The sequence below is a fragment of the Chromobacterium sphagni genome (genome assembly GCF_001855555.1).
GTDB lineage: Bacteria > Pseudomonadota > Gammaproteobacteria > Burkholderiales > Chromobacteriaceae > Chromobacterium > Chromobacterium sphagni.
Window position 1 is genome coordinate 482,026 of record NZ_MKCT01000001.1, and the last position, 22,851, is coordinate 504,876.

At 54.8% G+C, this 22,851-nt stretch carries 25 protein-coding genes; 21 read left to right on the top strand and 4 right to left on the bottom strand.

Features of this window, described 5'->3' with window-relative positions; all coding sequences use genetic code 11:
• The first annotated feature begins 68 nt into the window (after positions 1–68).
• From BI344_RS02365 to BI344_RS02390, 7 genes are all read left to right on the top strand, one after another.
• Entirely contained in the window at positions 69–1,250 is a 1,182-nt protein-coding gene (locus BI344_RS02365; RefSeq protein ID WP_071111349.1) for a tyrosine-type recombinase/integrase, read from the top strand.
• Between the two features lie 262 nt (positions 1,251–1,512).
• Positions 1,513–1,809 (top strand): hypothetical protein, encoded by a 297-nt coding sequence (locus tag BI344_RS23620; RefSeq protein ID WP_139166857.1) that lies wholly within the window; start codon positions 1,513–1,515, stop codon positions 1,807–1,809.
• Complete coding sequence (locus BI344_RS02370) at positions 1,802–2,218, top strand: hypothetical protein (protein ID WP_071111350.1); 417 nt, start codon at positions 1,802–1,804, stop codon at positions 2,216–2,218. Before BI344_RS23620 ends, BI344_RS02370 begins: the two co-directional genes overlap by 8 nt.
• A 529-nt stretch (positions 2,219–2,747) precedes the next feature.
• Positions 2,748–2,963, top strand: coding sequence for a helix-turn-helix transcriptional regulator (locus BI344_RS02375; RefSeq protein ID WP_071111351.1), 216 nt, complete (start codon positions 2,748–2,750; stop codon positions 2,961–2,963).
• An 18-nt stretch (positions 2,964–2,981) separates the two neighbouring features.
• Positions 2,982–3,701, top strand: coding sequence for a hypothetical protein (locus BI344_RS02380; protein ID WP_071111352.1), 720 nt, complete (start codon positions 2,982–2,984; stop codon positions 3,699–3,701).
• Positions 3,702–3,728: 27 nt separating this feature from the next.
• The gene (locus tag BI344_RS02385) at positions 3,729–4,127 is read left to right on the top strand and encodes a hypothetical protein (protein WP_193430947.1); all 399 of its coding nucleotides are present in this window, start codon (positions 3,729–3,731) and stop codon (positions 4,125–4,127) included.
• A 10-nt stretch (positions 4,128–4,137) separates the two neighbouring features.
• A complete protein-coding gene (locus BI344_RS02390; protein ID WP_083370035.1) occupies positions 4,138–4,416 on the top strand; it encodes an Ogr/Delta-like zinc finger protein in 279 nt (92 codons plus the stop codon).
• A gap of 38 nt (positions 4,417–4,454) precedes the next feature.
• Here BI344_RS02390 and BI344_RS23625 read toward each other — a convergent pair whose 3' ends face one another.
• Complete coding sequence (locus tag BI344_RS23625) at positions 4,455–4,859, bottom strand: ogr/Delta-like zinc finger family protein (RefSeq protein ID WP_071115231.1); 405 nt, start codon at positions 4,857–4,859, stop codon at positions 4,455–4,457.
• A gap of 397 nt (positions 4,860–5,256) precedes the next feature.
• Between BI344_RS23625 and BI344_RS24550 the strand changes: the two genes are divergently transcribed.
• The 3 genes from BI344_RS24550 to BI344_RS02405 all read left to right on the top strand — a co-directional run bounded on the left by BI344_RS24550 (position 5,257) and on the right by BI344_RS02405 (position 8,608).
• On the top strand, positions 5,257–5,433 hold the full coding sequence (locus BI344_RS24550) for a hypothetical protein (RefSeq protein WP_193430948.1): 177 nt from the start codon (positions 5,257–5,259) through the stop codon (positions 5,431–5,433).
• Positions 5,430–5,756 carry a DUF1484 family protein gene (locus BI344_RS02400; protein ID WP_071111356.1) on the top strand — a complete coding sequence of 109 codons (327 nt, stop codon included), beginning with the start codon at positions 5,430–5,432 and terminating at the stop codon, positions 5,754–5,756. Before BI344_RS24550 ends, BI344_RS02400 begins: the two co-directional genes overlap by 4 nt.
• 92 nt (positions 5,757–5,848) lie before the next feature.
• Positions 5,849–8,608 carry a toprim domain-containing protein gene (locus BI344_RS02405; protein WP_071111357.1) on the top strand — a complete coding sequence of 920 codons (2,760 nt, stop codon included), beginning with the start codon at positions 5,849–5,851 and terminating at the stop codon, positions 8,606–8,608.
• Positions 8,609–8,726: 118 nt separating this feature from the next.
• Here BI344_RS02405 and BI344_RS23630 read toward each other — a convergent pair whose 3' ends face one another.
• On the bottom strand, positions 8,727–9,098 hold the full coding sequence (locus tag BI344_RS23630; protein ID WP_139166859.1) for a hypothetical protein: 372 nt from the start codon (positions 9,096–9,098) through the stop codon (positions 8,727–8,729).
• A gap of 308 nt (positions 9,099–9,406) precedes the next feature.
• On the opposite strand from BI344_RS23630, the gene BI344_RS22650 reads away from it, so the two are divergent.
• From BI344_RS22650 to BI344_RS23635, 5 genes are all read left to right on the top strand, one after another.
• A complete protein-coding gene (locus BI344_RS22650; protein WP_083370036.1) occupies positions 9,407–10,903 on the top strand; it encodes a ParB N-terminal domain-containing protein in 1,497 nt (498 codons plus the stop codon).
• A gap of 66 nt (positions 10,904–10,969) precedes the next feature.
• Positions 10,970–11,833 (top strand): DNA adenine methylase, encoded by an 864-nt coding sequence (locus BI344_RS22655; protein ID WP_083370037.1) that lies wholly within the window; start codon positions 10,970–10,972, stop codon positions 11,831–11,833.
• Between the two features lie 1,083 nt (positions 11,834–12,916).
• Positions 12,917–14,059: a tyrosine-type recombinase/integrase gene (locus tag BI344_RS02410; RefSeq protein WP_071111358.1), complete on the top strand. Its 1,143-nt coding sequence runs from the start codon at positions 12,917–12,919 to the stop codon at positions 14,057–14,059.
• Between the two features lie 119 nt (positions 14,060–14,178).
• Entirely contained in the window at positions 14,179–14,475 is a 297-nt protein-coding gene (locus BI344_RS02415) for a hypothetical protein (RefSeq protein ID WP_071111359.1), read from the top strand.
• A 190-nt stretch (positions 14,476–14,665) separates the two neighbouring features.
• Positions 14,666–15,130, top strand: a complete 465-nt coding sequence (locus BI344_RS23635) for a hypothetical protein (RefSeq protein ID WP_139166860.1) — start codon at positions 14,666–14,668, stop codon at positions 15,128–15,130.
• A gap of 648 nt (positions 15,131–15,778) precedes the next feature.
• Here the strand turns inward: BI344_RS23635 and BI344_RS23640 are convergent.
• A complete protein-coding gene (locus BI344_RS23640; protein ID WP_071115227.1) occupies positions 15,779–16,150 on the bottom strand; it encodes a hypothetical protein in 372 nt (123 codons plus the stop codon).
• A gap of 144 nt (positions 16,151–16,294) precedes the next feature.
• On the opposite strand from BI344_RS23640, the gene BI344_RS22665 reads away from it, so the two are divergent.
• The 4 genes from BI344_RS22665 to ndhC all read left to right on the top strand — a co-directional run bounded on the left by BI344_RS22665 (position 16,295) and on the right by ndhC (position 19,205).
• Complete coding sequence (locus BI344_RS22665; RefSeq protein WP_083370038.1) at positions 16,295–16,828, top strand: WbuC family cupin fold metalloprotein; 534 nt, start codon at positions 16,295–16,297, stop codon at positions 16,826–16,828.
• A complete protein-coding gene (locus BI344_RS02425; RefSeq protein ID WP_071111361.1) occupies positions 16,788–17,540 on the top strand; it encodes a helix-turn-helix transcriptional regulator in 753 nt (250 codons plus the stop codon). Before BI344_RS22665 ends, BI344_RS02425 begins: the two co-directional genes overlap by 41 nt.
• A 439-nt stretch (positions 17,541–17,979) precedes the next feature.
• Positions 17,980–18,306 (top strand): hypothetical protein, encoded by a 327-nt coding sequence (locus BI344_RS02430; protein ID WP_071111362.1) that lies wholly within the window; start codon positions 17,980–17,982, stop codon positions 18,304–18,306.
• 539 nt (positions 18,307–18,845) lie between these two features.
• Positions 18,846–19,205 (top strand): NADH-quinone oxidoreductase subunit A, encoded by a 360-nt coding sequence (gene ndhC / locus BI344_RS02435; protein ID WP_071111363.1) that lies wholly within the window; start codon positions 18,846–18,848, stop codon positions 19,203–19,205.
• Between the two features lie 51 nt (positions 19,206–19,256).
• Here the strand turns inward: ndhC and mgtE are convergent, their stop codons facing one another.
• Positions 19,257–20,630 (bottom strand): magnesium transporter, encoded by a 1,374-nt coding sequence (gene mgtE, locus BI344_RS02440; RefSeq protein WP_071111364.1) that lies wholly within the window; start codon positions 20,628–20,630, stop codon positions 19,257–19,259.
• A gap of 924 nt (positions 20,631–21,554) precedes the next feature.
• Between mgtE and BI344_RS02445 the strand changes: the two genes are divergently transcribed.
• Positions 21,555–22,394, top strand: a complete 840-nt coding sequence (locus BI344_RS02445; protein WP_071111365.1) for a hypothetical protein — start codon at positions 21,555–21,557, stop codon at positions 22,392–22,394.
• A complete protein-coding gene (locus BI344_RS02450) occupies positions 22,391–22,846 on the top strand; it encodes a hypothetical protein (protein ID WP_071111366.1) in 456 nt (151 codons plus the stop codon). Before BI344_RS02445 ends, BI344_RS02450 begins: the two co-directional genes overlap by 4 nt.
• Positions 22,847–22,851 lie beyond the last annotated feature (5 nt).

Below are 22,851 nucleotides of genomic sequence, written 5' to 3' on the forward strand. Positions count from 1 at the left end.
CAAAATGTTGGTATATATTTTGGTACGAGATACCATCGCTGCTGATACCAACAGCAGGAAATGCCAACATGCCGCTTACAGACACCGCCATCCGCAATGCCAAGCCCAGGGAAGACGGAAAACCTGCCAAGCTGGCAGATGGAGGCAGCCTCTTTCTGTGGGTGATGCCCAACGGCGCGAAGTACTGGCGCATGGCCTACCGCTTCGATGGCAAGCAGAAAACCCTCGCCTTCGGCGTCTACCCCGCCACCTCGCTAAAAGACGCACGGGAGAAGCGCGAGGCCGCGCGCAAACTGCTGGCTGCAGGGACCGACCCAAACGCAGCCAAGAAAGAGCAGAAGCGCGAAAGGCAGCTCACCGTTGAAAACTCCTTCGAGATTGTCGCCCGCGAGTGGTACGACAAACAGCTGCCACGCTGGACCGATGACCACGCTGTCAGAATTCTCGACTCCCTCAAGGCTGACGCCTTCCCCGACCTCGGCAAGCAGCCGATTTCCCAACTCACCGCCCCGATGATCTTGGATACCATCCGCAAGATTGAGAAACGCGGCGCGGTGGAAACCGCCCAGCGCGTACTGCAACGAATCAGCGCCGTCATCCGCTTTGCCATCCAAACTGGCAGAGCCACGGATAACCCAGCAATCAACCTTGCTGGGGCGATACGCGCAAAGAAGGTAGAACACCGCCCAGCGCTGCCTCGCGGCGAGCTGCGCGAGTTCTACCGCCGCCTGGCGGCCGAGCCGCTCTATATCCCGACACGCATTGCCATGCATCTGCTGATGCTGACCTTTGTCCGTCCTGGCGAACTGCGCGCCGCACGCTGGGAAGAGTTTGACGAAGAGCGCGCCGAATGGCGTATCCCGGGCGAGCGCATGAAGATGCGCGAACCTCACCTTGTACCGCTATCACGCCAGGCACTGGAGCTACTGCAAGAACTGCGGCCTCTGACCGGCAGAAGCGCCCTGCTTTTCCCCGCTGTGACAGACCTCAAAAAGCCGATGTCCGAGAACACCCTGGGCTACGCCATGGGCCGCATGGGCTATAAAGGCACTGCGACACCGCACGGCTTCCGCGCGCTGGCTTCGACAGTTCTTAACGAAGAAGGCTTCGATCCAGATATCATAGAGAAGCAGCTTGCCCACGCAGAACGCAATAAGGTTAGGGCTGCATATCACAGGGCAGAATATCTGGAAGAGCGTAGGAAAATGATGCAGTGGTGGGCTGAATTCTTAGGTAGGCATCAAAAATGACAATGCCACCCACCAAGAATAGGAACAACTATATGGTAGCGCACTACAGCGCTATAAGGCAGGCGGCTCAAAATATGCTAAAAAGTTATTTAAAAGCAACAACGCACAGTCTGAAGGCATTACTTGCACAGCATTACTCTCCCAAATGACCACAGCAAATTAATAGCCAGACTAGCTTTATCATTAAAGCTCTTACTGTACACCCCAATAAACTCTTCAGTCACTAGCTCATTTACCAACATAGCAAATCGAGGAGGAGTCCATGAGCAGAAATGTAAAAGTTAGCTCAAGAGTAAAGAAAATTCTTGCAGCAGTTGAAAACACAAAATACAAATCCAGAACAGTTAATGGAATTTCCAGAGAAACAGGAATTCCTCTCAACATAGTACAAGCAGCTCTTAATGGTGACGAATTCCTAAAAAGCAAAGTCATGATCGTCCCTGGCGTAAAAAAGGAAAACAAGCCTTTATATGTAACAGTTGATCGATACAAAAAACGAACACCACTTACGGTTAGAATCATGAACTTCATGAGAAAGAAAGAATACACCAATGAGTGAAAGCATTACTCTTTCTCTACACGACCGCCTCATCAACTGGATTATCAGCATTTTTAACGATGTGCTGAATTCAGCGACTGCCATGCCCGGAACCGTCGTCGCCTCCTCTGCATTTGGTGGCCTATGCCTCTGGGGCTATTACATTCATAAATTCTACAAGTCGTTTGACAAAGATCTAATTAGCAAGGATCATTTTTTAGCCATATTTTTAATGATATTCGGCCTTCTGTTTTTGCCACTTATAGGAATTATTATTGCTGGGATATATGGAATAAATAATACAATTGCTGCATGGCAGGTTGGTCTTACAACCCCAGTGATTATAAGCTCAACATATATCTCACTCACCAGAAACTCAAACCTCGGTAAGTACCAGCAAAATTTCATCCCCGAACAACCAGATGCATAATTATGACATTATGTGCATTCATATAGCCAAGTAGCCCGCCCCCCAGCGCGCGCAATCGAAGCCCCGCCTCGCCCCCGCGCTTCATGTGCCGCTAATCATGCAACCGCATGAACCCGCCCAAAGCCCGCGCCACCGGGCTTTGTTCACGTCTGGCCCCCTCTGCAAACTCATGCGTTTTCATGCACTCTGCGCATGCAGTCTCCGCGCCGGCCGCCACCGCCTGGCCGCGTAGTCCTGCCCTCTCCCTTGCCTTGATCCGTTCGCATCCTTCCCGCGCCGTCCCCCTGCGTCCGACGCCGTCCATTTGCCCGTTTTAGCCCCTCGCCTCCCATTAAACGCCTAACGAAACTTTCTGCCCGTCAATAGCCGAAACGGCGTTTTTTCAGCTCCAAAAGTTTCGTTGTTGTGTGGCTATCCCACACAACACCGCCCCAAAACAGCATTTGTTTTTTGCTGGATACTGGCCCCGCTGACCGACGTATCCGGCTGCATCCCCTGCTATCCAGACAAGACGACAAGGACGCCAAACATGAATGCTGTTGCCCCCTCTCCCTCCCAGCCGCTGCGCTTTCTGCGACTGCCGGAAGTCATCACCACCTGCGGCCTGTCCCGCTCGTCGGTGTACGACGCCATCAAGCGCGGCCACTTCCCGGCCCCGGTGTCCTTGGGCGGCAAGAGCGTGGCCTGGCTGTCCTCCGAGATCGAAGGCTGGATGTCCGAGCGCATCGCCGCCCGTCAACCCTAACCCACAAGGAACCTTCCCATGCACCTGACCGACCCGAAACGGAATGCCTACCTGTGCGAGCAACTGGATATCTGCAAACAGCTGTTCGCCAGCTATCAGCAAGCCCAGCAAGACCACCAGAGCAAAGCCGAGCTGTTCGCCAAGCAACAGCAGGCGGCCGACGACGCCGAGCAAAAGGCCAAGACCCTGCGCGGCAAAGCCCGTGCGCTGCTGCGCGAAATGATGGGCCAGCCCTCCAAGCAAATGCAGGACTTGCGCTCCGAGGAGCGCGCCGCCTACAGCGAGGCCGAAGACTACCGCACCTTCCTGGCCGAGCTGGAGCTGGACCGCGACGAGGCCGCGCTGGCGATGCTGGATATCGGCCGCGACTATGTGGAGAAACGCCAATACGCGCTGCAGGTCTACACCGCCGGCTTGCTGGATCAGGCCAGCCAGCTGGAGCCGCTGCTCAAGGCGCTGGCCATGCATGAGGATGGCTTGCTGCGCGAAGGCCAGTTTGCCACCTGGCGACAGCTGGGCTTTGAAAGCGCCCAAGCCGCCGCGCTGTCGGAATTCAATACCCAGCTGACCCGGCGCTTGTCGAGCTACCAGTACGACCATCACGCCGACTCGGTCCATCAAGCCGTGCCCTGGGCGCATGGCCTGGAGGAGGCCCGAGGCCTGAGCCTCTGCAAGTACAACAAGCAGAAAGCAGCCTTTGCCGAGCGTCGCCAGGCGCTGGAAGCCGCTAACCAATAACTGATAAACAGAACCGGGATGAACAAGATGACTAAATGGATTGGTGTGGACCTGGACGGTACGCTGGCGCAAGTGAGCCACGGCAATTTCGGCATGATAGGCCGGCCGGTGGCAGCGATGATGAACCGGGTCAAAGCCTGGCTGAATGAGGGGGATTACGAGGTGCGGATTTTTACCGCCCGCGCCGCCGACCCGAACCAGATCGGCAAGGTCAAGGACTGGCTGAGCCGCAACGGCCTGGCCGGCCTGGAAGTCACCCACCTCAAGGACCGCGACATGATCGAGCTTTGGGACGATAAGGCGGTGCGGGTGGAGCGCAACACCGGCAAAGTCTGCGAGGGCTGCGGCAACGCCGAGCGCGACCAGCCGGGCTTCAGCCACCGCAAACGCACGCTGAGCGACATTCCCCAACACACCGACTGCTAAAGGACGCGAGATGGCTTTCCCCTGCCCCCTGTGCGGCGCTATGTCGCGGGTCCGCACCAGCCGGATGATGAGCGCCACCAGCAAGGAGATTTACTACAACTGCAGCAATGACGACTGCTGCCACCAGTACAAGACCCTGGAGGGCGATCCGCGCACCTTGGCCCAGCCGATCAAGGGCGGGATGGCGATTCCGCTGGAGCAGCTGCGCCAGCTGCCGGGGCTGGCCACTGCGCCCGCCCTGGCGCTGACCACTGGCCAGGGGCGCATCCGCCATACCGTGTTGAAGTAAAAGAAATGGCCCGCTTTAGGGCGGGCCGTTTTGACGCTTCAGATTCTCTGTTTGGCACTGGCTTCATGGCCAATATCCAGCAATAAATTATAGGTTCGCTCTATGTTTTCGACTTCATCTTTAGCCGCCTTCAACGCGGTTTTTAACCTGGCGATTTCAGCCTTGGCATCCTTGGTTCGCGCTTTGTAAGTCTGATGAATTTCAAAGATGTTTTCCACTACCTGCCAGGGTTTGAACTCGCTGCGGATTTTGTCTTCATCCCACAATTTGCTTGGCCAGATATGGCTTTCAACCGAATAAAACCCTTTGATTTTTCCATCGCAGTGGCTGCACCGCAAATAGTACTCGGTAAAGTTTTTGGTTATCTGGCGACTACTTCTGACTTTAGCCGTTCCCTTTTCGCCGCACTTCGGACACACCACAAAACTAAATGCACCTGCCATTGCCACTCCAAAATAAAAAAGGCCCCTGCCAGGGCCTTGATTCCATCGCCATAATTCAAACCATCTAACGCCCATTATATCCGTATGAAATGCACCGCTCAAATCCAATATGTGAATCACATGCTTGACAGTCCCGCGCGATTCCCGCACCATTACCTTGTCGCGTTCAATAGCGCGACCGGGTTTGGCGACCTGTACAGTAAGGCGGACAGCCGCCTATTGCGGCTATTTTTACGTCCGTTACACACCATTGGTGCGTCCTTTTCTATGGCGGGCCGTGGTGGGGATACCTTCGGGTATGCCGGTTCCTTACTGCCGGTTCGCCAACCCTGCCATGTGCCTGCCACCCTCGTTTGGCGACGAGGGACGGGCTTAACGCTCAGTAAGGAGGCCCAACATGCCCCGTATCACCCTGCGCACTCTCCGCGCCCTATTTCCGCACACTACCCGCCCGATTTCCACCCTGCCCAACGAGGCCGAAGCCCGCGCGCTCGCCGCTTTGCTGGTGGCCCAGGGCCAACGCGCGGTGTTTCATCGCACTACCGCTGGCTTTGCCGTGGAGGTGATCGCATGAGCACCCTGCCCATCCTCGCCCCGCTGGCGCTGGCCGCCATCCATCGGGAACTGTCCCGCCTGCAACAGCTGACCGTCCTGCCGGAGTACGCCGCCTTGCGCGAGCCGGTGGCCCAGCTGGCCGGCCTGTGCGAATCCGTCGAAGACGTGGTGTCCGGCGGCATCTGCCGCTTGTCCGGCACCACCGAGACGCTGCAAGGGCTGCTCGATCTGCTGCGCCATGCCGAGGACCGGCCGTTGCCGGCCAATCGCGTGGTCGGCCTGCTGGCCCCGCTGCAACAGCAGGTGGTCCACGCCTGCTCCGAAATCGGCCAAATCCTCTAAGGCAATCCCATGCACACGCTTTTGATTCTCTCCCTTCGCGGGCGAGCCGCTACCGGCTTGTCTATCGTTTCCCTGTCGTCGAAAGGTCTGCGATGAATGCCCGCCTTCCAAACAGCGAGCTGGGCCAGTGGTTCGTCCAGCTCAAGACCGCCATCGACTTGCACGACCTGGCCGAGCGGCTGGGCCTGAAACGCCAGGGCGGCAAGGGCAACTATCACAGCCCGCATCACCCGGACAGCAACGCCTCGCTGTCGATCTTCGCCGACGGCCGCGGCTGGAAGGACTGGAGCGGCGACGCCGGCGGCAGCTGCATCGACCTGGTGCAGTTCTGCCGGCCGGAGCTGGCCAGCCCGCTGGCGGCGGCCCAGCTGCTGGGCGACTGGTACGGCATGCCGCAACCGAAACCGGCGATGAAAGAAAGGGCTGAACCGGCGCGCAAGTCCACGCTGGACTATATCGGCGAACGCTGCCTGGCCAAGGCGGAGGGAGTGATTCCCTACCTGGCCGGCCGGGGCATAGACGAGGCGGTGATTCGCCGCGCCATCCAATGCAAGACGCTGGGCTGGAACGATTGGCACAGCGCCAAGGTGGCCGCTGGCGAAGTCGGCCACGGCGGCGCGGCCGTCGCCTTTCTGGTTCGCAGCGGCGGCCGGCTGGTAGCGGTGGATCTGCGCTATGTCGATCCGGCCCTGAATGGCGGGGTCAAAGCCCAATGCCAGGGCGAACGCGAGGGCCATGGCTGGTGCAGCGATCCGGCGCGGCTGAAGCGGGCGCGGATGGTGGTGATCGTGGAAAGTCCGATCAATGCCTTGTCGGTGGAGTGCTGCGCATCATCCGATGTGGCGGCGCTGGCGCTGCGCGGCGTCGGCAACGTGGACAGCATCGACTGGACCGCCTTGCGCGGCAAGCGGGTGCTAGTGGCGCTGGACCACAGCGACCCGGTCAACCCGGCCACCGGCTTGCGGCCGGGCCTGGCCGCCGCCTGGAAGCTGTCGGAGAAGCTGATTGCCGCCGACATCGGCCATTTGCTGGTGGACATGCAGGAATGGGACGAAGGCGAGGACATCAACGATGTGCTGCAGCGCCATGGCAAGGACGTGCTGACCGCGCGCTTGCGCAAGCTGGAGCCGTGGCTGGTGCCGGGCATGCCGGGCGGCGGCGAGCGGCTGGAAGGCACGCGGCGGGTGCAGCTGCCGGGCCATGACTTCGCGGTGTACTGGCGCTTCCGGGTGAAGGAGGACTTCACCCAATATGTGGACGAGTTCAAAACCGACGACGACGGCAAGCGTTCGGAAACCCTGGGCGATCTATGCTCCTTCCGCGTGGCCAGCCTGTCGCGGCTGCGCATTCAGAGCCACTTGGCCACCATCAGCGGCGCGGCCGACCATCAGCCGGAAACCGTGTTCGGCATCAGCGCCCAGCTGGCGCGGCATGGCACGGTATTGCATCGAGAAGTGGCCACCGACGACAAGCTGTACAACCTGGAATGGTGGAAGGGGCGTTTCGGCGCGATCTGGAAGCCGGCGCAGTTCCAGCGCCTGGTCAATCTGATGGAGCGGGCCGCCGACCTGGGCGCGCGCGATGTGGTCAACTTCGTCGGCCTGTCGTGGAAGGCCGGCGCGCTGGCGGCGCAGGAGGGGCAAGACTGCTATTTCATCGAGCCGCAGAAGCAATGCCTCTATTACAACCTGACCTTCCCGCGCGGCACGCAGCAGCAGGCGCGCACGGTGATTCAGGCGTATCAGGACACCTTCCGCGACAATGCGGCCGCCATCGTGCTGGTCTGGGGCTTGGGCACCCATCTGAAAAACCTGCTCGGCTACTATCCGCACTTCCAGATGCAGGCCGAGAAGGGATCGGGCAAGTCCAAGCTGCTGGAGAGCCTGCAGACGACCTTGGCGTTTCAGGTGCTGTCCGGCCAGATGCTGAAAACCGACCACCGCCGCCGCGCGTCGGTGTCGTTCACTTCTCAGCCGGTGGGCTGGGATGAATTCTCCAAGCTGCCCAAGACGGTGCTGTCGGACATCGACGCGCTGCTGCAATCGACCTATCGCTTTGAGTTCACCCGCGTCGGCGCCAGCCTGACGCCTTATCTGATGTGCGCGCCGGTGCTGCTGGCCGGCGAAGAGGTGGACGCGCAAAGCCTGCAATCCAAGCTGTGCCGCAGCAGCCTGTCGAAAGAGCGGCAAGGGGCGATCATTCCGCATGATCTGCCGGTGTTCCCGCTGTGGCCCTGGCTGCAGTTCCTGGCCGACGTCGAGCCGGCCCGGCTGCGCGATCTGCATCGCCACTACCTGGGCGTGTGCGAGCGGCACAGCCGCGCCCCGGCCGGCGACGCCACCGCGCGGCGGATGATGGAGAACTACGCCGCCCTGCTGTGCAGCTGGGCCTTGCTGTGCGAGTTCGCCGACCTCGACCCGCAGCAAGGCGGCTTCATCGAAGACCTGCTGGCCGAGATGAACAGCCACATCGTGGACACCGACGGCAGCCGCCTGCCCTGGGTGTGGATCATGGAAATCCTGCTGTCCGAGCTGGAGGCCAGGCGCTACGACTACCCGCACTGCTGGGACCGGGTGAAGCATGCCGACGGCCACACCGAAATGGCGCTATTCATCCGGCCGAACCATGTGATGGACCATCTCTCCACCGCGCCGCATCTGCGCGCCAAGTTCGACGCGCTGCCGGTGAAGACCGGCCGCATCTTCAAGAACCAGCTGCTGCAAAGCCCGGTGGTGCTGGCCGATGGCGTCGAGAAGACCATCCACGGCCGGCGCCAGGGCCATCTGACCGCCATCAGCCTGGCGCAGCTGGAAAAGCTGGGCCTGTACGCCGCGCCGGACATCCAGCGCTAAACCCTCGCTCCTTCCCACCCCGACGACAGCCCGCCCCGCGCGGGCTGTTGCTTGTGCTGTCGGCACGTCACCAAAAACTTGGGCGTTCCTGACCTTGATTATGACAAGGGCAAGTCTATTATGGAAAAATCGAACGAAAAGCGCCGGTTTCCGGGCCATCAGGGTGGGGAGCACAGAGGAAAAATCCATGGATGGCGTGTCCTCTTGACGCTAAGTCATTGATTGTTGAGAAAACATGGCCCACGGTTTGGCTGTCGAAATCCACGGTTTGCTCCCAATATCCACGGTTTGCCCACGATTTGCTAAAATAGTCATTTGACCGACTTGACCTCCTCTTCTCTTCTTCTTTTATAAAAACAAATAGATAGAGAAAGAAAGCAGTGAAAAAGGGAAGATAGGCCCATCCACGGAATGGCCACGGAGCGGAAAAACGCATCCACGGTTTCACCACGGCAAGCGGTGGAAATGGTGGATTGGCTTCTTCCTTCAATGTGTTGATTTTATTGAGGTTTCTGGAACGCCCACGGAATCGGCAAAAAGGGCGTGGACGAAACCGTGGGGCGGAAAGCCTTGCCTGGCAAGGGTTCGAGAGGGGTATCCACGGTTTCGGTGGGATTTGTTATATGAGGGTACCTGATTGATTACATAAGTGTTGCCAAGCAGGACAAGAAACCCAACATATATCATAAGGCATTGGAAGCTTTCCTATTTCGAGGGCACCACATAAAATAAATTCAAATGTGCCAATAAACTAAACTATCCTTTTCAAACTAAAAAATTAATACTGAGCAAAATGTCATGAAACGTAAAATTGAATTAATACCCCTAAATCTAATAAAACTAGACCAAGAGAATGTTCGCTTTGGGGGTGACATAGCGCAAAATCAGCGTGAGGCAATTAATTTCATGATGGCAGACCCTGATGATGCAAAAAAAATACTCAAACTTGCAGATCATATTGTCACATATGGACTAGATCCAACTGAGCTGCAACTCGTAACGCCTGATCAGGATGGGAGCTATATCGTTCTGGAAGGAAATCGTAGACTGACTGCTCTTAAACTTATTCAGAAGCCCGACTTGTGCCCTGACGAGCGACTAGTAAAGGGTTTCATTGCAATACAAAAGAAGTTAAATGGCAATCTTCCTATTGAAATTGAATGCAGTATAGTTTCATCTAGAGAAGCTGGCGACATATGGGTTGAACTAAAACATACAGGCCAAAATGGTGGTGTAGGTCGAGTAAATTGGGATAGTGACATTCGAGATGAGCGAAGAGGAAGACAGACTGGAATTGAATCAATCGGTCGTCAAATTCGCAACCTAGTAAAAGAAAATGAAAGAATATTTTCTAAAGAGGCTGTTGAAGGTGTTTTCTCTATCGATGTAACTACTTTAACGCGTTTGTTTTCGTCGACACCTGCCCAAGATGCATTTCAATTAAAAGTCGAAAACAAGCAATTAGTACACACTCTTGATCTAAAATTTATTGCGCCATCCGTAGAGTTTGCTATTAACTTATTTACAAACGAAGGCTATAACGTGAATGATATTCGCAGCGATGCCGATCGATGTAGATTTGTTGCACGCATACCTCAAGACATTCACCCAAATACCTTAGCAAAAGCTGCTCAAATGAGTGGAAACAGCGCAAGCTCACATGCTGAAAACAATAACACTCAGAATGGCTATTCTAAATCAGGACAAGAAGCAGAAAATGAATCAACTTCTACCGATGGTCCTGAAGTAGAAAATGAAATTAACAACAACACTGAAGACAATAATAACTCTGAACCTCCCGCAGAGAAGCGAGCGAAAGCCAAACCATCCTCTCGAGCAAGAAAATATCTAATCCCCTGGTCTTTAAGCATTTCAAATAATAGAATAAATGAAATCTACAGAGAACTTAGAATGAATTTAGAAGTCGAGACTGTACCTAACGCCACAGCGGTAATGTTTCGTGTTTTTATTGAAGTTAGCTGTGATGATTTTGCTCATCGACAAAGAGATCTTGGCAATCCGATCATAAGAGAAGATAACAAAAAATCCATTACGGATGACGACAAACTTTCAGCCAAAGTCAAAGCTGTTGCTCAACATTTGGAAAACCTAAATTTAATCACAAAGCAACAATCAAGATCTTTAATTAAACGTGCAGGCACTCATGACTCGGTAGGATCTGTCGACCATTTCAATCAATTTGTACACAGCAGTGCTACACCCCCTATTCCATCAGAACTCAAGGATATTGCGGATGAGTATCGACCGATGCTTGAAGCAATATGGAAAAGGTGATTTTCTGTCCAATTATGGACAAATGTGTTCTCATAGAAGTAACAATGAGCGATTAACAGGTTGCATATGGGCGTTAAAGCATTCTCCACTCCCCTGCGTTATCCCGGGGGAAAGGGTAAATTTGCACATTTCGTGAAACAGGTCTTTGAAGCTAACGACCTCCTTGATGGACACTATGTTGAACCATACGCTGGTGGTGCGGGAGTCGCGCTAGAGTTACTATTTCACGAATATGCTTCTAGGATCTATATCAATGATATAGATCCCGCAATTTTTGCATTCTGGGAATCTGCAATCCATCACACAGAGGATATCTGCCGGCTGATTCATGACACCCCGGTCACGATGGACAATTGGCATAAAATGAAAGGAATTCTATCAAACATTGAGCAACATTCAATGTTGGAAGTTGCTCTAGCGACATTCTTTCTAAACCGAACAAATCGTTCTGGCATATTAAATGCAGGAGTAATTGGAGGAAAGGCTCAATCTGGAAAGTGGAAGCTCGATGTTCGTTACAACAAAGAAGACCTCATTCGCCGAATAGAACTCATTGGTCGTTTTCAAGATAGAATCAATGTTTACAATTTAGATGCGGTTTCTTTAATAACTGAAATTACTCCGTCACTTCCAGAGAAAACATTGATCTATCTAGACCCACCGTACTATATAAAAGGATCTGGGCTTTATCGAAACTTCTACAACCACGATGATCATGTACAAATTGCGACTGCATTGTCCAATGTAAGCCACCCATGGATTGTTTCATATGACGACACAAAAGAAATAAGAGAAATTTATCAAGATTATCGCCAAGATGAATATTTCCTAAGCTATACGGCTCAAGAAAAAAAACAAGGCTCAGAGGTTATGATTTATGGGCCTGGAATCAGGATACCTAACCAAGGCCCTCAGCGAAACACTGCGTAATCTTATATAAATCGACATATACGCGATGCAACCCTTAATCAGTCATAAATGGCATGTAGAGTCGAAAATTGATTGGGGTTGTTATCACAACTTGCATATACAACGTAAGAAAACAGACTCTATAGCACACTAGGAAAAAATGACACCCATCTACCGGGTTCGTTTGATAGTGGTCTGGCGGTTGCCTTGGGGCTGATAATGAAATAAAACGCTCTACATTTTGTGTCGGTCCAATTGAAAATATCCTCCCGCTGTCTGAGGCAACCAAGAGCGACCTTAGCGACATCTCTGCTTGGCATGACCAATCACTCAATTGGGACTATCCACTAGATCCGAGCCCTTGGAGCAAGGATGAGACCCTCCGTTTTGAGATTGCCGCACAGCTTATGCTGCAACGATTGCAGGACGAGCTAGGGCCCAACTTCGAGATCGTCTATCGGCCTCTATGAAAAACTGATACCTCATTCACGCGGGGTGATTGGTTGCAAGCTGCCGTACATTCATGGATAGAATTGGATGCTGGGGGCACAAACGGGGGCACTTCAGACAGATCAATTACAAAATCCCATTTTAAACAATACGGCATAGACACTATTCAATCCCTGTCGGGGACGATGAAATGGCTTCCAAAAATTAAACTAAATTAATTCAATACATTAGAGAACCAATTCGATCCCTTCAAAGACTACCGACCTTCACACCGTCTTGAGTCCAATCAAGCTGACTTTGACCAAAGACGCATCAATGTTGGTACATTTGTTGGTATTTAATTTTTATAATAAAAAATACTTCAATAATTTCAATGCATTGAATGATGTTTTCGAGAGAGACTCTGGCACCAGCGACAACTCCGAGAGAGTCCGAGAAGTACCAGGAAACCCGCACAGTACAAGGCTTTGCGGGTTTTTTGTTGTCCATTTCCGTCCGGACTCATCCAGCCAGATCCAGCATTTTTGTGTATAGATCCGTGTATAGATGCCAACGCAGGGCTAAAATCTATACACACCCTCCTCAGAGGCCTGCAGCTCAAGGCTGCGCGCCCATCGCCACCAAGAGCGAATCTATACACAGGAATCTATGCACATGGCCCTGACCGACCTTGCTATCCGGCAAGCCAAGCCCCCAGACAAGCCCTACCAACTCGCCGACGGCGAAAGCCTCTATCTCGAAGTGTCCCCATCCGGCGGCAAGCTCTGGCGCTTCCGTTTCCGCTTTCAAGGCAAGGCCGGCATCCTGGCCCTGGGCAAGTACCCCGCTGTCGGCTTGAGCGATGCACGCCAGAAAGCCCACGAGGCGCGAGTACAGCTCGTCCAAGGCATCAATCCCAGCCAGGCCAAGAAAGAAGCCAAGGTTGTCGCCCAGATCGCGGCAACCAACGCTTTCGAGCTGGTTGCCAGAGAATGGCATGAGAAGCAGATCGACCGCTGGACGCCAGATCATGCGCGGCGAGTGATGGACTCGCTGGAGATAGACGCCTTCCCCGACCTGGGCAAGCTGCCCGTACCCGACCTGACAGCCCCCCTGATCCTGAACACCATTCTCAAAATCGAGAAGCGCGGCGCGGTAGAAACTGCACAACGAGTTTTGCAGCGCATCAGCGCCATCATCCGCTTTGCCATCCAAACTGGCAGAGCTACGGATAACCCAGCAATCAACCTTGTTGGGGCGATACGCGCAAAGAAGGTAGAACACCGCCCAGCGCTGCCTCGCGGCGAGCTGCGCGAGTTCTACCGCCGCCTGGCGGCCGAGCCGCTCTATATCCCGACACGCATTGCCATGCATCTGCTGATGCTGACCTTTGTCCGTCCTGGCGAACTGCGCGCCGCACGCTGGGAAGAGTTTGACGAAGAGCGCGCCGAATGGCGTATCCCGGGCGAGCGCATGAAGATGCGCGAACCTCACCTTGTACCGCTATCACGCCAGGCACTGGAGCTACTGCAAGAACTGCGGCCTCTGACCGGCAGAAGCGCCCTGCTTTTCCCCGCTGTGACAGACCTCAAAAAGCCGATGTCCGAGAACACCCTGGGCTATGCCATGGGCCGCATGGGCTATAAAGGCACGGCAACCCCTCACGGCTTCCGCGCTCTGGCCTCGACAGTTCTTAATGAAGAAGGCTTCGATCCAGATATCATAGAGAAGCAGCTTGCACACGCAGAACGCAATAAGGTTAGGGCTGCATATCACAGGGCAGAATATCTGGAAGAGCGTAGGAAAATGATGCAGTAGTGGGCTGAATTCTTAGGTAGGCATCAAGAGAACGGCGTCGCTTAGCAAGGCAGAAAAATACGGCCACTTTCGGCCAAAAGCAGCAGCACAATATTAAGATCAGGAGTTGGGGGCATTCGATGGAGCACGTTATTATCAATTTTAAGCACGGTATCCGAGACATTATTCCTTATAGCGAGTTTATTGATAAATTGCGCCCAATTCTAGAGAGAAACGGGGCTGGAGAGTATTTGGGAGATGACATGGCAATTGACGGCGGAGATGCCGAGGCGGTCTTTTCCTGTCATAGCGCACAAACCCTATATGGCATCATTCTAGGTGATCTTGAACTACTTCCATTCATGAGAGGTGCAAAGGTTACTTTTGTCTTTGGGGCACTGGATTTAGACGTTCCTCAAGAAGAGTTCTTTATGTAAGACTTAGCTCTCATTGGCATGTACATGCCCCCATTGGGTCGAGGACAAGCGTGTTAAATGAAGGTAATGATGGCAGCTAGCGGCCAGCAACAGTCTCTCAATTGGCTCGCCACATACCAGTCATTAGAACGTACGGGCAAGCTAAAGTACGTATCGCTTATGCAACCAACACATAAGGCTAGGAGTTCCCATGGCGCGTAGGAAAGAACTTAAGAGCATCGCATCTGGCCTATTGGGTTCTTTCATAAGTCGAAATAATGACGTAGGAGGATATTGGGGTATCGGAAAGCTATGTTTGCTTGCACAACAATATGAAACCAATGCAGTGCGCATTGAATTGCTTGCAAAATCGATCGTACCTGCCAGTCTTGATCTTTCCAAACTTGTTACTGGATATTATTTTTTAATGCAGAGGCATCTTATTGCGAGGGCCATTCTAGTTTCTTGGGTATCCTGCGCAGTAATTGAACTTGATTTCAGGCCCGAATACCCATCCGGCAAGCATGTTCCAATAACTATTCGGGGTAATCTATTCAAGATTACTGTAGAAATAATCGATGACATGAAGAAGAGGCATTTAGTGTCTAGCTACGGATACTGTGGACCGCATGACTCAAGAATGGAGTCAAAGAGTGCTGGCTCTGAACGCTTCTGACAATTCGATCACTTGGATGTCTAAATTGGCAAGTACCAAGGTTCCCGATTCGTTGCATGCTGTGCTACCGGCTAGTGTCCGCTTTTCTGTTCGGCCAACGGCAGCTTAGGGTCGATTCCTGCCATTCCAGGCTAACGCTCAAGTTTCACCACCTGCTTGCCTCATAAACACCCGCCACTGAACGCTACCCTACAATGAACTGTCCCGCAGGTTTGCCGCACCAGGCAGCGCTACGGGGTGTTAACGGCTTCTTTTACCCAGCACCCAGCGCGCGCCCTCGAAGCCCCGCCTCGCCCCCCGCGCTTCATGTGCCGCTAATCATGCAACCGCATAAACCCGCCCAAAGCCCGCGCCACCGGGCTTTGGGCGGGCCTCATCCAGCAGCAAGGCAGGGGTTAAAAACAAGATAGTCAAGAATAAAAACAAAGCCCGCTTACGCGGGCTTCTATTCCTCACACTTCTTCTTATTATCTCTTAAAAGCATCACGGATCAATGCCATATCTGCTTTACTAACCTTGTAACAGTCAATATCCACACTATCTAGTTCTTGGGGCTTAATGCAACTGGTGAACAACACAACCGTATCATTGCAGTCCTCCTCACTCACCAGCCTAAGACTCCTCACCCGCGAAAATTCGAGTACCATTTTAGTTAAGTTCCCAGCCAGGTGGCAGCTCCGGGTAGCTTATCCAGTAGCTCAAGCATTCTTTATCGAGCGTATCGCTCCACTGGTAGATACCGGCCCCTGTGTAATAGAGCACTGGTTTACGGTTGATGTAGGCGATAACAGCAGCTCTTGGCTGATAAAAGGGCGATGCAAGCATATCGCTAACCGACACCTCATCTATGCAGACCATATCTGAGATCTTGCCATGCTTCCGCTCACACGCATCAAGCTGGCACAGTTCGTCATCGGGCAATGATGAAACATGCTGCGAGACCACTTGCGCGAACAAATTCTTGAAAGACAACAGTCCTACACAGGAAGGGTGTTTATGCGCATATTCTTCTGGATTCATGGCAAAAAATTCCAACGAGCAAAGATGGCGGAATTTTATATGGTTTTAAAAAACTTTATGACGCAATAACAACTGTTCCCAATGGCATAAAAGTATGATATTTTAAGAGTATCGCCCCAAATAGTTCTAGAAAGAACAATTCGCATGCAGCCAATTCAATCTAAACTTATCAGCAATGACTACATCAAAGCTGTAATAGAAGAAAGCAAAAGGGCGCCTCGGAAGCGCATCCCGATACTCGTTCACAACAGCTACGACGAGATTCCACAGCGTTTCGTAAACTGCATGGCATCGGACTCCTACATCAAACCGCATAAGCATGAAAGTGATAACCAATGGGAACTGGTTACTTGGATATCGGGAGAAATGCTTGTCATCATCTTCGATGACTCAGGTAAGATATTGAATAAAGTTGAAATGAGTCAGTACAGCAATCGCGTGATAGAGATACAACGCAATCAGTATCACAGTTATGTCCCCCTGTCTGACTGTGCGTATCTTGAGATACGAAACTGTAATTTTATTTACGGGCGCCCGGAGGCGGATCGAACATTTGCCGATTGGGCACCGGACGAAGGTGGGGACGAAGTAAATGCCTTTGTCGCCTGGATTAAAGATGCAGATATTGGAAAGCGGTATGGACAAGACAGACAAGTACTTTCAGATCATAAACTATAGCCCGGTTCCTACATTCTGGAAGAATGCTGAACGATACTTCATGGGCTGCAATCAGAAGTTTTTAGACATGGTTGATATCGAAGATATCAATAGCCTTCTTGAAAAACGTGATATCAATCTACCTTGGGCACGCAATTGGGAGTTATTCGAGAGAGATGATAGGCAAGTCTTAGAAGCAGGACAAACGGTATCAAGGTTGGAACAGATTCCGTCTGGAGACGGTGAGGTCGTTTGGTCTGAAACCATCAAGCATCCCCTCATGCGAGATGGCGAGATCGTGGGACTTGTGGGCTTCTGTAAGGATGTAACAATTGAGCGGCGGTTGCAGGAGATAGAGCGCGAGAGAAGTATTGACAGACTACATTTGCAGTTAGCTGATTTGGTTGACAAATTCATGAACGAAGCGCAGCACACTAAGCTTTCTATCCTGGATCAACGTCTTGGTTTAAATCAGAAAAGTGACAGAATAAATAGAGAGCAAATCAGCCTGAGCAATCGAGAGCAAGAGATTATTTATTATCTTTCCATCTATAAGTCACCCAAAGAGATAGCAAGAATATTGTCTATAATTCATGACAAGGATATCTCAATTCGAGCAGTGCAAACAGCAATTAGCGATAGACTGTATGTAAAATTCGATGTAAACACGACAAGTCAATTATTAGAGCGTGCAACGGCATACGGTCTAATACCGCTTCGCATGCCTAGCTAAATTATTTTAAACAGCCAATGATTTGACTATTGCAATAATTATGAGGTGTTATCGCATCACTCAACTTTTAGCAATATGCCCCCAATTCTCTAGATGCGCATCACGGTTACCAGCATGCTAAACCGGTTACCGGCAATTTCCAAAAGCCCCATCAACCCAAGGTACCCTTCCTTTGGTTGACTCCCCTACCCGCCTTCCCCCCACAATCTTCCTGTGCTGTTCAATAGCGGCACCGGGTTTAGCAGCCTGAAGACACAGGTGGGCACCATCGCGCCAGCGATCATGCCTTCACGCCATGCGTGCGCCTTTTACCATGGCGCGCCGAGGTGGGAAGCCTACAGGCTGCCGGTCCGGTGTCCGGTCTGCTAACCCTGCCATGCGCCTGCTACCCCCGATTAGTAGCGGGGCAGCTGGCCTAACTCACACAGGAGGCCTCGCTATGCAGCGCCTCGCTTCATCCCTGCTTTTCCCCATCCCCCAAAATATCCTCAGCAGCCGGGCCAAGCTCAACGCTCCTCCCGACGCCCACCTTACCCTGGCCCATATCCAGCAACAGCTGCAATCGCTGCGCCTGAATTGCGCGCAAGCGCCCCAGCCCAAGCTGGAAAACACGGCGCGGCAATTGCTGGATCTGCATGATGCGCTGGGCGACGTACTCGACGATGGCGTGAAGGCGCTGGCCAGCGGCTGCGGAGCCACGCCGATGAGAAAGCGGTTCAGGCCAGCCGGCTGGCTTGCCTGCTGGAACCGCTGCAGGAGCAACTAGATCAGGCTTGCCGCCAAATAAGGAAGGTGCTGTAAACCTGGACCGGCGGGCATGGCCTTTCGCCGCGGCGGGCAAGCAGCCACGCGCGCGCATCCGCCATACCGCCCCTCGCCAAACAAGAACCGTACCAGCCGTAACAAAAAATAATGAAAACAGCTATTTAGGCCAGCTATAAAAGACCGATATAAAGCCAGCAGCTCCGATAATCTCACCGCGAGGAGATAAATAGCGGCAAACCCAGGCGCACCATTCGATCCAGAATATCGTTTGCTCGCGCCGCAGCCTTTCAACCATCCGCAGCTTCCACCCGACCGCGCCTTAGGCCAGGACCCCGGCGACGGCCACACTGCGAGACGGCAACAGGTTGCGACGCCAGATTGCCAGCGCCCAGCGCGCGACAACATCAACTCAGGCCATCCAGCGGATGGCCTTTGTTATTACGGCTGCGTTTTTACCAAACTTTTACCGTTTCCGCCGGCACTTGATAAGCTGCGGCGGTCTATTCCTGTTCCACCCCCTGCACAGGAGTAGACAGAAACATGCTGCAGAACTACTTTCCCATCTTGTTATTCATCTTGGTCGGGCTTTTGGTGGGCGTGCTGCCGCTGCTGCTGGGCAAGCTGCTGTCCCCCAACCGGCCGGACCCGGAAAAGCTCTCGTCCTACGAATGCGGCTTCTCTGCCTTTGAAGACGCGCGGATGCGCTTTGACGTCCGCTACTACCTGGTGGCCATCCTGTTCATCCTGTTCGATCTGGAAGTGGCGTTCATGATTCCGTGGGCAGTCACGCTGAAGGATGAGCTGGGCCTGTTCGGCCTGGGCGCGATGGCGGTGTTTCTAGGCATCCTCACCATAGGCTTTGTCTACGAATGGAAAAAGGGCGCGCTCAAGTGGAGTTGAGCGCGGAAGACAGGCCATCCCGGCCTGGGATGACCCGCTGCGCGCGGCGGGTCAGGCCAGCAGATGGCCCAGGAAGGCGTAGGCCAGGCCGAAGTAGATGAACACCCCCAGCATGTCCATGATGGAAGTGATCAAGGGCGAACTCAGCGTGGCCGGGTCGGTGCCCAGGCGCTTGGCCAGGAAGGGCAGCAGCGCGCCGATGACGCCGCCGGCCAGCGTGCACAGCATCATGCTCAGGCCCACCACCAGCAGAATGTCGCCACCCACGCCCTTGCTGAAATGCGACAGCACCATGTCCAGCACCGCCACCGCCACACCCAGCGCCGCCGCCACCGGCAGCTCGCGCTTGATGATGAACCACACGTCCTGCCAACGCAGCTTGAGCTGGCCCAGCGCCATCGAGCGGATCACCAGGGTGGCCGACTGGCTGCCGGCGTTGCCGCCCATGTCCACGATGGGAGCGATGAAGGCGGCCAGGATCACCGCATTGCTCAGCAGTTCTGCCTGGTGGGCGACAAAGGTGCTGGTGATGGCGCCGAACACCGTCAGGATCAGCAACCAGAACACCCGCACCGAGAACATGCGCCTGATGCTGGAATTCACCACGTCCAGATTGCCCCGGTCCAGCGGCGCGGCGCCGCCGAAGCTCGCCAGCCGGCCGGTGTCGTCCTCGCGTTCGATATCCATAGCGTCGTCTATCGCGACGATGCCTATCATGCGGCGGGCGTCGTCCAGCACCGGCAGCGCCAGCAATTCGTAGTGGCGGATCATGTCGGCGGCGCGGTGGCGCGCCCAGCCGGCCTCGGCATGTACCGGATTGTGCTGCATCAGCTCGGAAACATTAGCCTCCAGCGGGGAGAGCACCAGCTCGCGCAAGGTCAAGGTGCCCAACAGCTGGTGCTCGTGGCCCAGGATGTAGATCACTTCTATCTGCCGCGTGTCCTGCGCGCCGGCACGCAGCGCGGCCAATGCCTCCGCCACCGTCAGTTGCGGGGCGATGGCGGCGTAGTCGGAGCTGGTGACCGATCCCACCGTGTCTTCTCCATAGCTGGACAGCTTGAGGATGTCGTCGCGCACCATCTGGCCCAAAGCCAGCAACAGCCGGCTTTGCGCGGTCTGGCCCAGCCGTTTGTAGAGGTCGGCGCGCACGTCGGACGGCAGGCGCTCGAATATCGCCACCACCACCTGCTGCGGCAGCCGTTGCAGCAGTTCGTCCTGGCTCTCCGACGGCAGCAGAGCCAGCACCTCGGCCGCCAGTTTGGGCCGCATCGCCTGCAACAGGCTGGACACCGCCTCCGGCGGATGCGCCATCAGCGCTTCCACCACGTCGGCCAGCGGCAACGCGCGGGTCAGGCGGTCGAAGGCGTCGCCGTCAAAAGCGCGCAGCTGGGCGCGGAGCGAAACTTGCAGTTGTTCTTGATTCATTACGGCGTCCTCTGCTGAAGCGGGCGGCACGTCCATATCGGCGGACGCGCCGGGAAGAAATGGCGAGGCGCGGCGGCGCAAGTCGTCAGGCGCAGCCGGCCACACCGCCTTGGCAAATAAAAGGCGATGCCATTGCATTCCGATTTTTAAAACGGGCAATTAAGGTATGGAATAACCCGCTTTATCGGCGCATTGAATCCAGATTCAAAACGGGCAATAAGAAAAATCGGGCAGGCTATTCAAATGCGGTGTCGGCGGCGCGCTGGGCGGCCCCGCCATCCGGGCGGGATCAGTCGCGTAGGCGCGCCGGCCGGCACGGTCGAGGTTCTGGCTCTTCGGGCATGACAGCCTCCGTGTGGCGGAATGATGGACAGCAGCCCGAAGGCATGCTGGTTTGATGCAAAACGACAAGGAATGGCGGATCGATCAAGCATGCGCTGACGCGCATGGCGGGCCCGTATGGGCCGAATACTGGAGGGGAAGCGGGCAGGCCTGAAACGGCCCTGGGCAACCACATCCTGGCTTTGCAGGACGCGGCAGAGAAAATCAGTTCTGCGGAATCCGGCAAAGCGACATTGCAATCGTAGATCGACTACTGTCGTCGTTGTTCACGATGAACCTTTGCTTTATCAATGATGGCGCAGACTATAAACCAGCGCAGGCGGTGAATCAAACCTTGTAATAGCGGTTTTACATTTTTCCAATCCGGCAAATGAATTGGCAATCAAAACCATCAAATACAATGACGAGGTTATTTTCGGCCAGATCAAAATAACCGGCCATGCATGTTTATTGCAATGCGCAGGGAGTGCTTTAGCGGAACTCGGCCGCGGTCTGCCTTCCTGCTTGCACTTCGGCCATTTTCGGTGTGGTATGATTGCCGACATAAAATGACGATGCTATAAAATTTCCCAGGGAGTCAGCGTGAAATTCCTTGCCGCAGCCGGCGCTCGGTTCGCCATCGCGGGTCTGGCGCTCGTGTTGTCCGCCATACCCGCCACCGCCGCCATTGCCGACAGCTTCACCCGTCCCACCGCCGTCTTCAGCCACGGCGTGACGGTTTTCGAGCAGCAGCGCCAGCTGGCGCCCAAAGCCAGCCTGCGCTACCGGGTGCTGGCGGCCGGCGGACACGGCGCCGCCGTGGAAGTGTCTTTGTGGATGAAGGGCTCCGCCGGCAGAACCATGCTGCAGCTGGGACAGGACTCCAGCTTCAACCCCACCGGCTTGTCCGCCGGGCAAAGCATTGTGGCCATCCCGCGCGGGCCTGCCGCACAGATCGCCTGGCGGCCGGACATCCGCACCCAGGGCCTGCCGCCAGGAAGTCGCCGCCTGGGCGACCTGCGGCTGGAATGTCTGGTGGACCTGAAAAGCGGACTCAACCAGTTGGGCGACCACGACAGCTGCCAGCCCAAGAACCGCAAGGCCAACTGCCTGGAGGAAATGGAGGACTGCCTGCGCGGCGCGTCGCTGGCGCTGCTTGACCAGTTGAACCAATTCAGCCGGCTGCAGGTGGAAAAGAGCCCTTATCAGACCAAGCCCTTCCACTACCTGTTCATCGCCGATCAGCCGGTATTTTCCATCCAGCTGGCGCACGGCGAACAACGGCTCACCCTGCCCGCCGTCTGGCTGTACGGCAGCGTGCTGCAACCCAGCCCCTTCTTCGCCTGGCAATACCCGCGCGAATACCTGTATTCGCTGCCGCTGGACTCCGCCGACTGGCCGGATGACACGCTGGTGATTTTCGACAATATGGCCAAATCATGACGACGATTTTCCGCCGCGCCGCCACTACCCGCCGCAGATGCGCGCTGGCCTGCGCGATGCTGCTCGGCCTGAGCGCCTGCGCCACCGTGGGCAACGGCAAGCTGCAGGATACCGACGGCGCCAAAATCACCGCCCTGCTGAGCCGAGAGCCGGCCGGCCGCCAGCCGCTGCAGGCGCTGCTGGGCAAGCCGGACGACAGCATACCCTTCGGCAATGGCCGCGAGCTGTGGGTGTACCGTTCCGACAAATACACGCCCAAGGCGCAGAACTTCACCGATCTGGGCATCTGGCTGCGCGCGCAGAACCATCAGATCAAGGAACTGGTGGTGCTATTCGACCGCAATGGCCGCGTACTGCAATGGCGGTTGAGCGAAGACAGCCGCGACGAGAACACCGGCCTGATCAACCAGCCGCTGACCCTGCCGGCGCCATCGGCCGCCGACGGCGGATAGACACA

What these genes read in the sequence shown, in the direction of transcription:
- BI344_RS02400 (WP_071111356.1), top strand. Translation starts at nt 5,430, where the DNA reads ATGAGCACCCTGCCCATCCTCGCCCCGCTGGCGCTGGCCGCCATCCAT.
- BI344_RS02365 (WP_071111349.1), top strand. Translation starts at nt 69, where the DNA reads ATGCCGCTTACAGACACCGCCATCCGCAATGCCAAGCCCAGGGAAGAC.
- mgtE (WP_071111364.1), bottom strand. Translation starts at nt 20,630, where the DNA reads ATGAATCAAGAACAACTGCAAGTTTCGCTCCGCGCCCAGCTGCGCGCT.
- BI344_RS23635 (WP_139166860.1), top strand. Translation starts at nt 14,666, where the DNA reads ATGGCGCGTAGGAAAGAACTTAAGAGCATCGCATCTGGCCTATTGGGT.
- BI344_RS22655 (WP_083370037.1), top strand. Translation starts at nt 10,970, where the DNA reads ATGGGCGTTAAAGCATTCTCCACTCCCCTGCGTTATCCCGGGGGAAAG.
- BI344_RS22650 (WP_083370036.1), top strand. Translation starts at nt 9,407, where the DNA reads ATGAAACGTAAAATTGAATTAATACCCCTAAATCTAATAAAACTAGAC.
- BI344_RS02425 (WP_071111361.1), top strand. Translation starts at nt 16,788, where the DNA reads ATGGACAAGACAGACAAGTACTTTCAGATCATAAACTATAGCCCGGTT.
- BI344_RS24550 (WP_193430948.1), top strand. Translation starts at nt 5,257, where the DNA reads ATGCCCCGTATCACCCTGCGCACTCTCCGCGCCCTATTTCCGCACACT.
- BI344_RS02375 (WP_071111351.1), top strand. Translation starts at nt 2,748, where the DNA reads ATGAATGCTGTTGCCCCCTCTCCCTCCCAGCCGCTGCGCTTTCTGCGA.
- BI344_RS02390 (WP_083370035.1), top strand. Translation starts at nt 4,138, where the DNA reads ATGGCTTTCCCCTGCCCCCTGTGCGGCGCTATGTCGCGGGTCCGCACC.
- BI344_RS02380 (WP_071111352.1), top strand. Translation starts at nt 2,982, where the DNA reads ATGCACCTGACCGACCCGAAACGGAATGCCTACCTGTGCGAGCAACTG.
- BI344_RS23625 (WP_071115231.1), bottom strand. Translation starts at nt 4,859, where the DNA reads ATGGCAGGTGCATTTAGTTTTGTGGTGTGTCCGAAGTGCGGCGAAAAG.
- BI344_RS23620 (WP_139166857.1), top strand. Translation starts at nt 1,513, where the DNA reads ATGAGCAGAAATGTAAAAGTTAGCTCAAGAGTAAAGAAAATTCTTGCA.
- BI344_RS02405 (WP_071111357.1), top strand. Translation starts at nt 5,849, where the DNA reads ATGAATGCCCGCCTTCCAAACAGCGAGCTGGGCCAGTGGTTCGTCCAG.
- ndhC (WP_071111363.1), top strand. Translation starts at nt 18,846, where the DNA reads ATGCTGCAGAACTACTTTCCCATCTTGTTATTCATCTTGGTCGGGCTT.
- BI344_RS02415 (WP_071111359.1), top strand. Translation starts at nt 14,179, where the DNA reads ATGGAGCACGTTATTATCAATTTTAAGCACGGTATCCGAGACATTATT.
- BI344_RS02410 (WP_071111358.1), top strand. Translation starts at nt 12,917, where the DNA reads ATGGCCCTGACCGACCTTGCTATCCGGCAAGCCAAGCCCCCAGACAAG.
- BI344_RS23640 (WP_071115227.1), bottom strand. Translation starts at nt 16,150, where the DNA reads ATGAATCCAGAAGAATATGCGCATAAACACCCTTCCTGTGTAGGACTG.
- BI344_RS02370 (WP_071111350.1), top strand. Translation starts at nt 1,802, where the DNA reads ATGAGTGAAAGCATTACTCTTTCTCTACACGACCGCCTCATCAACTGG.
- BI344_RS22665 (WP_083370038.1), top strand. Translation starts at nt 16,295, where the DNA reads ATGCAGCCAATTCAATCTAAACTTATCAGCAATGACTACATCAAAGCT.
- BI344_RS02385 (WP_193430947.1), top strand. Translation starts at nt 3,729, where the DNA reads ATGACTAAATGGATTGGTGTGGACCTGGACGGTACGCTGGCGCAAGTG.
- BI344_RS02430 (WP_071111362.1), top strand. Translation starts at nt 17,980, where the DNA reads ATGCAGCGCCTCGCTTCATCCCTGCTTTTCCCCATCCCCCAAAATATC.
- BI344_RS02450 (WP_071111366.1), top strand. Translation starts at nt 22,391, where the DNA reads ATGACGACGATTTTCCGCCGCGCCGCCACTACCCGCCGCAGATGCGCG.